Source organism: Conchiformibius steedae (assembly GCF_014054725.1).
Classification (GTDB): Bacteria; Pseudomonadota; Gammaproteobacteria; order Burkholderiales; family Neisseriaceae; genus Conchiformibius; species Conchiformibius steedae.
On sequence record NZ_CP059563.1, the window covers coordinates 184,107 to 198,161 of the forward strand.

Annotated in this window: 11 protein-coding genes; 5 read left to right on the forward strand and 6 right to left on the reverse strand. The window is 47.0% G+C overall.

The features are described from left to right. The first annotated feature begins 9 nt into the window (after positions 1-9). Positions 10-540, forward strand: coding sequence for an Imm6 family immunity protein (locus H3L98_RS01305; protein WP_051532070.1), 531 nt, complete (start codon positions 10-12; stop codon positions 538-540). A gap of 204 nt (positions 541-744) precedes the next feature. Beyond that, positions 745-1,488: a hypothetical protein gene (locus H3L98_RS01310; RefSeq protein ID WP_027021983.1), complete on the forward strand. Its 744-nt coding sequence runs from the start codon at positions 745-747 to the stop codon at positions 1,486-1,488. A gap of 158 nt (positions 1,489-1,646) precedes the next feature. Here H3L98_RS01310 and rsfS read toward each other — a convergent pair whose 3' ends face one another. Together rsfS and fmt are read right to left on the reverse strand one after the other, a co-directional pair. Further along, entirely contained in the window at positions 1,647-2,039 is a 393-nt protein-coding gene (gene rsfS / locus H3L98_RS01315; protein ID WP_027021982.1) for a ribosome silencing factor, read from the reverse strand. A gap of 84 nt (positions 2,040-2,123) precedes the next feature. Beyond that, entirely contained in the window at positions 2,124-3,053 is a 930-nt protein-coding gene (fmt, locus tag H3L98_RS01320) for a methionyl-tRNA formyltransferase (RefSeq protein ID WP_027021981.1), read from the reverse strand. Between the two features lie 214 nt (positions 3,054-3,267). On the opposite strand from fmt, the gene H3L98_RS01325 reads away from it, so the two are divergent. From H3L98_RS01325 to H3L98_RS01335, 3 genes are all read left to right on the forward strand, one after another. Then, complete coding sequence (locus tag H3L98_RS01325) at positions 3,268-4,203, forward strand: hypothetical protein (protein WP_156932286.1); 936 nt, start codon at positions 3,268-3,270, stop codon at positions 4,201-4,203. A 69-nt stretch (positions 4,204-4,272) separates the two neighbouring features. After that, the gene (locus H3L98_RS01330) at positions 4,273-4,689 is read left to right on the forward strand and encodes a DUF2147 domain-containing protein (RefSeq protein WP_027021979.1); all 417 of its coding nucleotides are present in this window, start codon (positions 4,273-4,275) and stop codon (positions 4,687-4,689) included. 170 nt (positions 4,690-4,859) lie between these two features. Then, positions 4,860-6,029, forward strand: coding sequence for an NAD(P)H-dependent flavin oxidoreductase (locus H3L98_RS01335; RefSeq protein WP_034333554.1), 1,170 nt, complete (start codon positions 4,860-4,862; stop codon positions 6,027-6,029). Positions 6,030-6,042: 13 nt separating this feature from the next. On the opposite strand, the gene H3L98_RS01340 is transcribed toward H3L98_RS01335, so the two are convergent. The 4 genes from H3L98_RS01340 to H3L98_RS01355 form a co-directional block, all read right to left on the reverse strand. After that, entirely contained in the window at positions 6,043-6,264 is a 222-nt protein-coding gene (locus H3L98_RS01340; RefSeq protein ID WP_027021977.1) for a SlyX family protein, read from the reverse strand. A 65-nt stretch (positions 6,265-6,329) separates the two neighbouring features. After that, positions 6,330-7,682 (reverse strand): Na+/H+ antiporter family protein, encoded by a 1,353-nt coding sequence (locus H3L98_RS01345; protein WP_027021976.1) that lies wholly within the window; start codon positions 7,680-7,682, stop codon positions 6,330-6,332. Positions 7,683-7,757: 75 nt separating this feature from the next. Beyond that, positions 7,758-8,087: a thioredoxin TrxA gene (gene trxA / locus H3L98_RS01350; RefSeq protein WP_027021975.1), complete on the reverse strand. Its 330-nt coding sequence runs from the start codon at positions 8,085-8,087 to the stop codon at positions 7,758-7,760. 179 nt (positions 8,088-8,266) lie between these two features. Continuing rightward, on the reverse strand, positions 8,267-13,948 hold the full coding sequence (locus tag H3L98_RS01355) for a hypothetical protein (RefSeq protein ID WP_027021974.1): 5,682 nt from the start codon (positions 13,946-13,948) through the stop codon (positions 8,267-8,269). Positions 13,949-14,055: the final 107 nt, after the last annotated feature.

Genomic DNA, 14,055 nt, shown 5'->3' on the forward strand with positions numbered 1-14,055 from the left:
GTCAGTTAATTGATTGATTTTTGGCAAGAGATTAATAAATTGGATTTTCAAAATCAAAACAAACAAGCGATTTTAATGCTGGTTTATAGTGAACTAATTTTTAATCAATTAGATTCTGATTACACAGAAATTATCAGAAATTCTTTAAATCTTTGCTGGAAATGGATTGAGCACCAAAATATTTCAGCAGATACAATCTATTCAACTTTAGATGATGGAACTGATTTTGGTGGCATTTATATATTAATGCAACTAGATGGAAATGATAATAATATTTTAAAACTAGATAATATTGTTTATGCAATTTCCTATATTTCATTATTAGCATATCAAAAAGAAAATAGTAAATGTTATTTACCATCTATTTTAGAGAATATAGATGAAGATACAATAAAGTCTTTTATGGAAAATCTATCTAAAATGAATTTACTACACATAGATTCCTATCAAGAGATAGTATTTTGCATTAAAAACAATTTACTAACAAATTACAAGCAAACTGTTTTTTATATTGAAAAAATTTTCTTGAGTAAGAGTTAAGCAAGTGTAGGTTGGGTTGGAGCGCAGCGCAAACCCAACATAAAAAAACTAATATATTGAAATGTTGGGTTTTCAACCCAACCTATGCTTACTTTTGATGTTATTAAGCAATATAAAATAAAATATCCAAAGAAATACAAATTATTTACAAAAATAATGTTGTTCAAAATGTCAAATGAGATTTCAATATAAAAGGATTGTAAAATGATACAAACTGTAAGATTTGATGAGTGGGAAGGCATATGTTATTGGGAATTCTCTGTGAATGGGGCAAGAAATAAAACCTTTGGGGAAGCCTACTTAACCACTTTGGAAATTGTAAATGTATTTCTACATATTTTAAATAAATATCAAATATTTTCATTAACAGAAATTTATTTTGACCCCATATGGGATAAAAATTTTGTTAATTTATCTCCTGTATGGGATAAAATATACAATCACCTATCCTCCCAAGACTATGATTCAATTAGACCAGAAGAGGGAGAAGCACTAAATATACCAATAGAAATGCCAAGTGATTTTTATCCTAATTTCTTATTGGATAAGTTGATTCAAATATCAGGTAATAAAAAGGTTCTACCTAGATTTATTGAGTTTCGTGGTAAAACAAAGATTTTTTTTAAAAATGAAGCTTTTGTAAGCGATAAGGTATTTAATTTCAGCTTTGCTCCAATCTATTTTAATCTAGTTAATTTTTCTACAAACTGGCTTGAATATTTTTTAGATGGTAAAAAGAATAGCAGCTTTCCCATGAATGCAGATAGGATAAATCAAGCAATATCTGAATTTATGAAAAGCAAGGTGTACTTAAATAGCAATGTCAAATGTTCCGCCAAGGGAAGTTCTTTTGTAGAAATGAGAGATTATCAAATGTTTAACTGGTTTGAACCTAGTGGACAACCGATAATTTTTAGCTCAAAAGAAATTGATTTGTTTACTACATAAGATTTGAGCAAGCGTAGGTTGGGTTGAAGCTCAACACAAACCCAACATAAAAAACCTAATATATTGAAATGTTGGGTTTTCAACCCAACCTACGCCTGCTGCTTTTATCAAAAAAAACCGAGCTGAAACAAACAACTCGGTTTTGATTGAATGGGGTGTCAATTATCGGCAGCGTGCCAAGGTTTTTGTTCGCCTGCGTGAAAAGACGGTTTTTCGCCGCCCCACAGTGCTTCAATATTGTAAAAATCGCGCACGGCGGGCAACATCACATGCACCACCAAATCGCCTGCATCTACCAATGCCCATTCGCCGCTGTCCTGCCCTTCGCTGCCTTGTACGGCAAAGCCTGCTTCTTTCAAATCCACCGCCACATTGTTTGCCAAGGCTTTAACTTGGCGGGTGCTGTCGCCGCTTGCCACAATCATGCGGGCAAACAGCGGCGTTTTATCGGAAGTGTCTAATACGGTAATGTCTTTGGCTTTCACGTCTTCCAATGCGTTTACGGCGGTATCCACCATTTTTTGCAAAGCCTGCAATTCCTGTTCGGTCATGCCTGATATCCTGAATATGCTGTAAAACGGCGGATTATAGCCAATATGTTTTTATTTTGATAGTAAAAACACGCAAGACCAAGTTTATTTGCCCAAGCATTCGCCAATCAGTTGGCTGCGCCCTGCGGCAAATGCGGCGGCGTTCATGCGTTTACCGCCTGCGGGCTGTAGCGACTCAATCCGCAATGCGCCCGTGCCGCAGCCCACTAATATGCCTTTGCTGTCTGCTGCCAGTATTTCACCTGCTGCGCCTGTGTCTAGCGTGCTGTGCGCCAGCCAGATTTTTAAGGGTTTGCCTTCCCATAGCGTCCACGCGGCGGGAACGGGATTAAAGGCGCGGATTTTGCGGGCAAGCACGTCGGCGGGTTGCGACCAGTCAATTTGCGCTTCTTCTTTATTTAATTTGGTGGCGTAGCTGATGCCTTGTTCGGGCTGGGGAACGGCATTTAATTGTCCTGTATCGCGCAAACGGCGCAAATCTGCCACCACCGCAGCTGCGCCCAATTGCATCAGGGCATCATGCACATCAGCAGCGGTGTCGTTCTCGCCAATGACAAGGCGGTGTTCGCTAACCACTGCACCTGTGTCTAAACCTGCGTCCATCTGCATAATGCAAACGCCTGTTTCGGCATCGCCTGCTTCTATGGCACGTTGAATGGGTGCTGCGCCACGCCAACGCGGTAACAGCGAGGCATGAATGTTTAAGCAGCCGTGTTTGGGGGCGTCCAACACGCTTTGCGGCAAAATCAGTCCGTAAGCAGCGACCACCATCACATCTATATCCAATGCTTTTAATAAATGCGGAATTTCATCGCTGCCGCGCAAAGACTGCGGTTGTTCCACGCGCAAACCCAATGCCTGTGCCGCTTGTTTGACGGGCGAGGCTTGCAATGCCATGCCGCGTCCTTTGGGACGGTCGGGCTGGGTCAGCACCAAAGGCAGTTCAAATTCGGCAGCCACTGCGCGTAAGGCAGCAGCAGCAAACTCGGGTGTACCCGCAAAAGCCACTTTCATTATTTATCCTTTCTGTTTGATGCCAAGCTGCTGCTTTTGACGCGGCAGGGCGTTTGGCTTTGTTTCATTTAAGCAAATCAGTTTGTCTGCCGTTAAAAAATAAATCTTGACCGTACAAAACCTTAATATAAATTAAAGTGATTTTCATTTTCTTGAGCATAGGCTTAATGTTAAAATTTTACCATAATTTGTTATTTTTCGTATGGAAGCGCTGATGGAAAAATCCCATGATAAAGCACTCAACCTATTGGACGGCGAATGGGCTTTACTGTCCCGACCTGCCGTGCGCCCCGCTGCCAACGGCTTTGTTTGGCTGTGGCGTGCTGTTAAACTGTTTGGACAGTATTGGCTGCGCTGGTTGGGTTTGGGTGTGTTTATTACCCTGTGTCAAGCGGTAATATGGGTGGTGTCGCAGCAGATGAATGCTTTTTTTCTTTTGCTGCCGCTGCTGATGCTGATGTTTAGCGCGGGCATTCTGAATGCCGCTTCCGTACAGGAATTTGACCGCGAACCGCCGCGTTTTTCCCATTTGTTTGCCGCATTGGAAAGCGGCAGCAATTACACCTACCTGCTGACCTTTTACCTGCTGTTGCTGCTGATGGTGGTGGGCGTGGGTTACAGCAGCAGCGCCTATCTGCTCACGCAATACCGCCACCACCCCGAAGGGCTTGCCTTGCCGCTGCTGCTGGCGGCAGGCGCATGGGTTTTGCTGTGGTTTGCCCCTGCGCTGGTATTTTTACAAGGCGAAAACCCTGTCCGTGCCATTGGCTTAAGCATCCAATCCAGCATGAAAAACCTGCTGTCCATGTTGCCGCTGATGATTGTGCAGCTGCTGCTGGCAGGCGCAACCGTTTATTTTGCCATCTTGCGTGCCAACAGCACCGAACACCACGGACTGCTTGAAGTTGCTGCCATTGCCTTATGGGTATTTTTTCAAGTATTCGGGCTGTTGTGCTGCTATACGTCTTACCGCGATATTTGGTTTGAACACCTGCCAAACAAGAAACACAATGCACCTGCTGCGCCTGTTGCTGCCGCACACCCCTCTCCCGAACCAGCAGCACACATGCCCGAGCCTGCCGCCATCACTCACCCGATTAAAACCAACCCCACCTCAAACCGCAACAAACGGCGTGCAAAGAAGCGTTAAAATCCTTGCTGTCTGACAGCAGCAAATATAGTATAGGCGCACTATTCCATATCCCGTTAAAGGAAACACATGAAATCCGTCCGTTCCCTGTTGTTAGGCGCATTTTTATTATCAGGATTGGCAAATGCCGCAGGTATTGAAGGCAAATGGCGTACGACTGACGACAAAACCGGCAAACCCAAAGCCGTGGTACAAATCAGCAAAGGCGCATCAGGCTATCAAGGCAAAATTATTTATTTAGAACAAGGTGTTGAAAACCTATGCCCTGCTTGCAAAGACAAACGCCCACTGGTGGGTTTAACCGTACTGACAGGTTTGCAGGAAAAAGGCAAAGAATACACTGACGGTAAAATCTTTGACCCCAAAGGCGGCAAAACCTACCAAGCCAAAGCCGAATTGTCTGCCGATGGTAAAACCTTAAAAGTACGCGGCTTTTTAGGCATTTCTGCATTGGGGCGTACCCAAACATGGAAACGCGTGGACTAAACTACCTGATTTTTCAATCAAACATACGCAAGTACATACTTGGCGTATGTTTTTTTTGTTTTCAAACACCTTATCTCATCTAGTTTTTAAACTCAAAGTAGAGTAACCATTTTATTTTTACCGAAATCAGGGTACAATGGGCGCATACACACACGATTTTAAGGAAAAATATGCTCACCCATTCGTTTAATCCCTTAACCATTCGCGGCAAAACCCTGATTCCCATTGTGCAAGGCGGAATGGGCGTGGGCATTTCCGCATCCAGTTTATCCAGCGCGGTGGCGCGTGAAAACGGCATCGGCACCATCGCCAGCGTGGATTTGCGCCATCTGCATGAAGATTTGCTGGCGGAAAGCAAAATCCAGCCTAGCGAAGAAAAGTACACACGCTTGAATTTAATCGCTTTAGACCGCGAAATCCAAAAAGCCAAAGTGCAAAGCGAAGGGCGCGGCATGATTGCGGTAAACGTGATGAAAGCGGTGAAAGACCATCCGCATTTGGTGCGCCAAGCCTGCGAATCGGGCGCGGACGCGATTGTGATGGGCGCGGGTTTGCCTTTGGATTTGCCTGAATTAACGGGCGGAAACAAAGATATTGCCCTGTTTCCGATTTTGTCGGAATCGCGCGGCATCGGTATTGTGTTGAAACGTTGGATGAAAAAAGGCGTGTTGCCCGATGCGGTGGTGATTGAACACCCTGCCCATGCCGCAGGGCATTTGGGCGCGATGACAGTGGCGGGCGTAAACGATGCCAAATTTGAATTTAAGCGCGTGATTGAAGAGACATTTGAAGTATTTAAAAATTTGGGCTTGGAAAGCGAAAAAATCCCCTTGATTTTGGCAGGTGGGATGGCGAATTTTCAAAAAATCAGCACCGCTTTAAAAGACTGGGGCGCAAGCGCGGTACAGGTCGGCACGGCGTTTGCCGTGACCCACGAGGGCGACGCGCACATCAATTTTAAAAATACCTTGGCAGGCGCGGAAAAAGAGCAGATTGTGGAATTTATGTCGGTGGCGGGATTGCCTGCGCGTGGCATTAAAACCAAATTTTTATCCAGCTATATCAAGCGTGAAGAAAAATTACAGGCAAACGCCAAAGCCGACCCGCGCCGTTGCACGCAGGGCATTAACTGCTTATCGGTATGCGGTTTGCGCGACGGCTTGGACAAAATCGGGCAGTTTTGCATTGATTTAAAACTGGCGGAAGCGTTTCGCGGCGAAGTGGACAAGGGTTTGTTTTTCCGTGGTAAAGACCCTTTGCCTTTCGGTACGGCGATTAAATCCGTCAGCGAAACCATTGAGTATTTGCTCACGGGCAAGCTGGCGCAAACGACACCTTAGGGCGTGTCCCTAATCAATAATGCGGCGGAATTTCGGGTGCAGTACCCGTTTCAAAACCGCCGCTGCCCTGTTGTTCCATGCGGCGGTACAGCAGGCGCAATTGCTCTTGCTGCAATTCCAAGGCATCACGCATCTGCGCCACCGTATCGTTTAAAGAAGCCAGCAATTCATCTTGTAAAGCGGTGCGGATTTCCAATTCCACCACACGCGCTTCCAGTAAATGGTATTCGTGCATGATTTTGTCCTTATATAGTTGAATGAGACAAGGCGACAACGCCCTATCGTTGCGATTTTAATCAACTATAAAACCATCGCCGCCAGCCAACCAAATACAAACAACGGGATATTGTAATGGATAAAGGTGGGAATCACGCTGTCGCGGATATGGTCGTGGCGGTTATCGGCATTCAAGCCCGCAGTTGGTCCTAAAGTGGAATCGGAAGCCGGCGAACCCGCATCACCTAATGCACCCGCCGTACCGATAATCGCCACTGTTGCCAAGGGCGAAAAGCCCAAAGCCGCGCACAAAGGCACATACACCGCCGCCACAATCGGCAAAGTGGAAAACGAGCTGCCAATCCCCATGGTTACCAGCAAACCCACTACCAACATCGCCAACGCCGCCAAAGATTTGCTGCCGCCAAACCACGCCATGCTTTCACGCACCAAAATATCAATATGCCCTGTGGCTTTCATCACTTCGGCAAAGCCTTGTGCGGCAATCATAATAAATCCGATGCCCGCCATCATGCGGATGCCTGCGGTAAACACGCTGTCGGTATCCTGACGGCGCACCACCCCAAACAGCACAAATACGGCAAACCCCAGCATCGCCCCCAACAACAACGCACCGTCATACACCAATTGCACCACAAAACACACCAGCACCGCCAAAGCCGCCACCATGCTGCGATAGCGTGAAGCAGTAGATACACCAGTAGCGGTTTGTTCCACTTCAGCAGCAAACGCCGTTGCCACAGGCGCAGTGTAATCACGCGGGGCGCGGTAGTGCCAATACGCCCACAGCAAGCCAAACACCATACCCGCCGCAGGAATCGCCATCGCCGCCATCACATTGATGCCCGTTACGTCCATGCCCGCGCTTTGAATATTGGACAACAAAATATCGTTCAAAAAAATCTGCCCGAAACCATAAGGCAAAAACATATAAGTCGTTACCAAGCCGAAAGTCATCACACACGCCAGCAAACGGCGGTCTATCCGCAAACGGTCAAACACAGGCAGCAACGGCGGAATCAGCAGCGGAATAAAGGCAATATGAATCGGAATCAAGTTTTGGCTCATTACCGCCATTGCCAGCAATCCGCCCAACAGCAGCCATTTTAATCGGGCAGACGGCGTTTCGCTGTCGGCGCGGCTGATGAGTTTGTTCGCCAACTGCTGCGGCAGCCCCGAATGGCTGATTGCCATTGCAAACGCGCCCAACATCGCATACGACAAGGCAATTTTCGCCCCACCTGCCAAACCATTTTGAAAATGAGTCAATACCCCCGTTTGCGTACCAATGTCTGCCACAGGCAAGCCCGCCGCCAAACCGCCTGCAAACGCCCCTACCGTCAAACCCAATACCACATTCACCCGCGCCACCGACAATGCCAGCATCACCAGCACGCCCACCAAAACCGCATTCATGCCTAATTCCTTATATTAATCAAACATTCCAAAAAAACAACCGCCTGCACACAGGCAGGCGGTTTGATTCAGTATTTAAGCCACCGAAGCATTGATAAAATCGCTTAATTGCGCTTTCGCCAAAGCACCTACTTTGGTGGCAACATTTTTACCGTCTTTAAACACCATCAGCGTGGGAATACCGCGCACACCAAATTGTGTGGGAACGGCTTGGTTTTCGTCCACATTCATTTTAACGATTTTTACTTTACCATCGTATTCTTCAGCAATTTGGTCCAACACAGGCGCAATCATGCGGCACGGACCGCACCAAGGCGCCCAAAAATCCAGCAATACAGGTACGTCTGATTGCAATACATCGGCTTCAAAAGCAGCATCGGTGGTGTGGATAACTTTTTCGCTCATAATTTTAAAATCTTTCTGTTATGTGTGGGTTCGTGATACAAGCAAGATAAGGCTTTGCGCGATGAAATTCAAGCCTTAAATCCTGTGATAATTTTTACTTATATTTCAAATAGCATTTAAAACCAAAAATGCCTGCGCCCTATTCAGGCACAGATATTTGTTTTAACTGATTAAAATCATTAAGCCACCAATAAAATATTGGCACTTAAATCATCGTCCAAGCCCTGTACTTTAGCAAAAGCCACCGTTGAACCATCGGCATCGTAAGACAATACGCCGCTGCTTTTGTCGTAACGGATATGGTTGGCAATATCGCTTTCGCTGCGTAATGCGCCAAATACGCTGCTTGACAGGATAATTTTGTCTACACCTGCTTGGAAATCGGTGATTTCATCTACTGTGCCGTCTAACAGGCTGCTGAACACAAATTGGTCGTTGCCCGCGCCGCCTGTCAGCACGTCTTTACCGCCGCCGCCTTGCAACACATCATTTCCTGCGCCGCCGTTTAAGGTATTATCCAAATTATTGCCTGTTAATTGGTTGTGCAAGGCATTGCCTGTGCCTTGCAGCGCAGCACCCAGCAAAGTCAGGTTTTCCAAATTATCGCCCAAGGTGTAATCTACGCTGCTGTACACATGGTCGTTACCGCCTTTGGCTGCTTCTACCACTTGGTCGCCCTTTTCTCCGACAATATAGGTGTCGTTGCCTTTACCGCCTACCAACACATCATCGCCTGCACCGCCGTCCAACCAATCATCGCCGTCATCGCCGCTAATCACGTCGTTGCCCGCGCCGCCATAAATGGCATTATCGGCTTTATTGCCTTTTAAAACATCGTTGTGTTGCGAACCAATCAGGTTTTCAATTTGCGTGCCATAACCGATAAAGGCTTGGTTTTCAGCAAAGGTGTTGTCAAACAAACGGTCGCCGTTAAAAATGGTTTGCCCTGCGCTGCCGGTTAATTGTGTGGCGCTTAATTTGTTGTGGCTTAATACGGCAAAACTGTCGGTTTTACTGCCTGCGTAAATCCACGAACCGGGGGTTAAATCCACGGTTACACCCTGCCCTTGCGCGGAAGCGTCAAACGTATCCACGCCGCCGCCGTCCCAAATATACACATCGTTGCCCAAGCTGTGGCGGTTAAAAGGCTTAAAGGTATAAACATCATTGCCGCTGCGCTGGTCGGCATTTACGCCGAAACGGTAATGCAGATACGCCAAATCAAACATGCGCATGGCGTCCGTTTCCATAAAGTCTTCAAATTTATACGACATCACGGTTAAGCCTTTGTGGTCTTCATTGGGCTTCATCAGCGGCACGCCTGCCTGCTCGTGTCCGTCTTTGTGCGGGTGCTTCATGCCCAAAGAGTGCAGGGTTTCGTGCAAAGCGGTATTAAAATTAAATTTATTGCCCTCAAACGATTTTTTGCTTAAATGTACATAGCCGCCATAATGCGCGTAACCGTCCACATTCGGTTTGGTATCGTGAATAAAAAAGACAATATTGGTTTCTTCATTCGGGTCGGTCACTTCGGTAAAACGCACCGCCGTGTTGTCGCTGATGTGCTTGAGCATTTCTTTCATTTTCTGCTGTCCGCTTTCCGAAAAGGCAACTGGCTGCTGTCCGCGCAGGCTTTTTAACTCTTCTGCCTGATACCGCAGCAGGTAACGCTCGTGCATATTGGCAAAAGGTGTGGAAAACCATTTGTCTTCCAACTCGCGGATGGTTTTTTCCAAATTATTAATTTCGTTCTGACTGAAAAAACGGTAGCGCACTTCAATCGGCAGACCTTCAGGGTGCTCTTCCAAATAACCCACAGGCGTACCGCCATGATAATGGTCGTCGTGATCGTGGTCGTGGTCCCATTCGGCGCGCAGGTTTTTAATAAAATACGGCAGCTTGCTGTGGTCAATCGGGTGACGGGCATCGTTGCCTTGCGTGATGTCCGCCTCCTTGCCCGTCAGGTAAGACGCACTGTCTTGCGCCGTTAAGGTTTTGCCTTCGTGTTGTACAGTCAGCTTGGCAAGCACACTGTGCGACGTGTCGGACAACAAATCGGCAGTCGGTACCGACACTTCAAAAGTTTGTCCGTCTTTTACCGCAGTCCGGTAAGACTTACCCGCCACGCTGACTTCCACCGTATCGCCCGTTTTCGCTTCGCCATACACCTTGCCGCTTACCGCAGACTGCTGCTCGGGCAAACCCGCCGCATCGGCACGATAACGGCTTCCCGCCGCTTTTACCCCCGCGCCTTCCAACGTTACCTTAAAATTCGCCAATGCCGCGCTGCTCGGCTGGCTTTCAGGTCCTGGTACAGCCAGCCAGTCGCCCTCAATTTTTTTCCCGCTTGCCAAGGTATATTCCCCCGAATTGGGTACCACATTGTGCATGCCCTCAGCCGCATAATAAAAACGGTAAGTAAAGCTCTGCCCGTTCGCCGCGCGCAAATCCGCAGCAGGCACATAAGCCGTAAACGTATAATCGCGCCCGTTTGCACTGTCGCTCAAACCCGCTTCATAGCTTTTACCGTTTAATTTTAATTCAATGCTTTGCAGCAACTCACGGTTTTGCACCTGCGCAAACAAAGGCTCGCTGCGCACATCCACCTTACCCTGAATGCGTACCAGTGTGGAATTACGGTCGCTGCCTACCGCATTATCGCCGTCAATGCCCGTAATACGGATACCGATTTCAGGCTCTGCTTGAGGCTGCGGCGGAACATCTGCCACCTTATAACTGCCCTGTGCGCTGCCGCTTTCGCTGTTGCCACCCGTATCACTCACTTTGGCAACCGCCGTAAGCTGATGATTATTTTGTGCCAACAAATCGCCATTATTTACTTGGGCTGTCCAAGTTTTGGTGCCATTGTCCCATTTACCCTGAACTTCTTTTCCGCCAACCTGAACCACTACTTCATTCACTTGGGTATCATCTGCCAAGCCTGTAATTGTGCCTGTAACCTTGGTTTGCTTTCCTTCATCGCGGGAAACTTCGCTAATTGCATCAATATTAACCACAGGTTTATCCAGCACTGTATCTACCTGATAAGTGGTTTGTGCTTTGTTGGATGTGGCTTCATTGTTCGCACCGTCTTTCACATGGGCGCTCACACTAATATTGTTTGCGCCTTGCTTGGTGGATAAAACGGTGTTGGTGGTGTCTAACGTCCAGTTTTGTTTATCTGATGAAACATTGGCAGCATAGTCTTTGCCGTTAATATTCACGGTAACAGTAGTCGCAACAACATCAGTATCTACCTTACCCAATTTGCCGCGCAAAGTGACACTTTGGCTTTGATTGGCTTTGTTGATATCGCCAATATTTTCAATGGTTACAGTAGGGGTATTGACGTGTTTGTCGGCTGGGGGTTGCGGCGGCTGGGGAATATCCGCTACTTTGTAGCTGCCCTGTGCGCTGCCGCTTTCGCTGTTTCCGCCCGTATCGCTCACTTTGGCAATGGCTTTTAACTGACGATTATCCTGCGCCAACAAATCACCATTATTCACTTGGGCTGACCAAGTTTTGGTGCCATTGTCCCATTTACCCTGAACTTCTTTCCCGCCAATTTGAATCACCACTTCATTGACTTTAGTATCATCTGCCAAACCTGTGATTGTGCCTGTTACCTTGGTTTGCTTTCCGTTATCGCGGGAAACTTCGCTAATTGCATCAATATTAACCACAGGTTTGTCCAACACCGTATCTACCTGATAAGTGGTTTGTGCTTTGTTGGATGTGGCTTCGTTGTTCGCACCATCTTTCACATGGGCGCTCACGCTGATGTTGTTTATGCCTTGTTTGGTGGATAAAACAGTGTTGGTGGTGTCTAACGTCCAGTTTTGTTTGTTTGATGAAACATTGGCAGCATAGTCTTTACCGTTAATATTCACGGTAACAGTAGTCGCAACAACATCAGTATCTACCTTATCCAATTTACCGCGCAAAGTGACACTTTGATTTTGATTGGCTTTGTTGATGTTACCAATGTTTTCAATGGTAACAGTGGGGGTATTGACGTGTTTATCGGCTGGGGGTTGCGGCGGTTGGGGAATATCCGCTACTTTGTAGCTGCCCTGTGCGCTGCCGCTTTCACTGTTGCCACCCGTATCGCTCACTTTGGCAATGGCTTTTAACTGATGATTATTTTGCGCCAACAAATCACCATTATTTACTTGGGCTGACCAAGTCTTACCATCGCTACTAACAGTAGCAGTAACATTTTTATTACCAACTTGAACAACTACTTCATTGACTTTGGTATCGTTTGCCAAACCTGTAATTGTGCCTGTAACCTTGGTTTGCTTTCCTTCATCGCGGGAAACTTCGCTAATTGTATCAATATTAACCACAGGTTTATCCAGCACCGTATCTACTTGATAAGTGGTTTGGGCTTTACTGGATGTGGCTTCATTGTTCGCACCGTCTTTGACATGGGCGCTCACGCTGATGTTGTTTGTGCCTTGTTTGGTGGATAAAACGGTGTTGGTGGTGTCTAACGTCCAGTTTTGTTTGTTTGATGAAACATTGGCAGCATAATCTTTGCCGTTAATATTCACGGTAACGGTGGTGGCAACGACATCAGTGTCCACTTTATCCAATTTACCGCGCAAAGTGACACTTTGGTTTTGATTGGCTTTGTTGATATTGTCAATATTTTCAATGGTTACAGTGGGGGTATTAACGTGTTTGTCGGCTGGGGGTTGTGGCGGTTGGGGAATATCCGCTACTTTGTAGCTGCCCTGTGCGCTACCGCTTTCACTATTTCCGCCCGTATCGCTTACTTTGGCAACCGCCGTAAGCTGATGATTATTTTGTGCCAACAAATCACCATTATTCACTTGGGCTGACCAAGTTTTGGTGCCATTGTCCCATTTACCCTGAACTTCTTTCCCGCCAATTTGAACCACGACTTCATTCACTTGGGTATCATCTGCCAAACCTGTAATTGTGCCTGTAACCTTGGTTTGCCCTTGATTATCGCGGGAAACTTCGCTAATCGCATCAATGCTTACCACAGGTTTGTCCAGCACCGTATCCACTTGATAAGTGGTTTGGGCTTTATTGGATGTGGCTTCGTTGTTCGCACCATCTTTCACATGGGCGCTCACACTAATATTGTTTGCGCCTTGTTTGGTGGATAAAACGGTGTTAGTGGTGTCTAACGTCCAGTTTTGTTTGTCTGATGAAACGGTGGCAGCATAATCTTTGCCGTTAATATTCACGGTAACGGTGGTGGCAACGACATCAGTATCAATTTTGCCTAATGCACCGCGTAAAGTTACACTTTGGTTTTGATTGGCTTTGTTGATATTGCCAATATTTTCAATGGTTACACTGGGGGTATTAACGTGTTTATCGGCTGGGGGTTGCGGAGGGTCTTTTTTCTCTTCTTGTTTATTGTCTTGTTTATCGCCGCTGCCTTTTCCGCCTGAAGCGGCAACGGCCAATCCCGCCAAACTTAATGCGCCCAGCGCACCGAATAATCCTGTGGGAAGGGCTGCGCCAGTGTGGATTTTTCCGACATGCGCGGCAGTCAGTGCGGCGCTTTCGGCATAAGCAGGGGGCGCGGCGGTGGCAAAAGTAGTGCCTACCTGTGCCAGCTGGTTTAAATCCACCACGGGGTAGTTGAGCAGGTAGTTTTGCAAAATCACATCGGGTGCGCCTTCGGCGGTACGCCCCAAATACACCCATAAATCCATGCCGTGTTCGCGCACCTGCGGGGTGGGGACGAGTTCGCCTTTGGGATTGTGGATTTGGTAAAGCGTTTGGTATTCGGCGGGAACGGTTAAGGTTTTGCCTGTGGCGGCGGGCAAGGTGCGCTCACTGCCGTTGCGGATGATTTTGAGGGTGTAACCGGACATTGATGGCTCCATCGTGATTAAGTGTTATTGTATTGTGTATTATCGGAAATTTTTTCCGATTCGGCAAGAAAAGGGGAAATTGGCGGGAAGTTTGCAGACAAAAATGC

What these genes read in the sequence shown, in the direction of transcription:
- H3L98_RS01310 (WP_027021983.1), top strand. Translation starts at nt 745, where the DNA reads ATGATACAAACTGTAAGATTTGATGAGTGGGAAGGCATATGTTATTGG.
- rsfS (WP_027021982.1), bottom strand. Translation starts at nt 2,039, where the DNA reads ATGACCGAACAGGAATTGCAGGCTTTGCAAAAAATGGTGGATACCGCC.
- fmt (WP_027021981.1), bottom strand. Translation starts at nt 3,053, where the DNA reads ATGAAAGTGGCTTTTGCGGGTACACCCGAGTTTGCTGCTGCTGCCTTA.
- H3L98_RS01325 (WP_156932286.1), top strand. Translation starts at nt 3,268, where the DNA reads ATGGAAAAATCCCATGATAAAGCACTCAACCTATTGGACGGCGAATGG.
- H3L98_RS01330 (WP_027021979.1), top strand. Translation starts at nt 4,273, where the DNA reads ATGAAATCCGTCCGTTCCCTGTTGTTAGGCGCATTTTTATTATCAGGA.
- H3L98_RS01335 (WP_034333554.1), top strand. Translation starts at nt 4,860, where the DNA reads ATGCTCACCCATTCGTTTAATCCCTTAACCATTCGCGGCAAAACCCTG.
- H3L98_RS01340 (WP_027021977.1), bottom strand. Translation starts at nt 6,264, where the DNA reads ATGCACGAATACCATTTACTGGAAGCGCGTGTGGTGGAATTGGAAATC.
- H3L98_RS01345 (WP_027021976.1), bottom strand. Translation starts at nt 7,682, where the DNA reads ATGAATGCGGTTTTGGTGGGCGTGCTGGTGATGCTGGCATTGTCGGTG.
- trxA (WP_027021975.1), bottom strand. Translation starts at nt 8,087, where the DNA reads ATGAGCGAAAAAGTTATCCACACCACCGATGCTGCTTTTGAAGCCGAT.
- H3L98_RS01355 (WP_027021974.1), bottom strand. Translation starts at nt 13,948, where the DNA reads ATGTCCGGTTACACCCTCAAAATCATCCGCAACGGCAGTGAGCGCACC.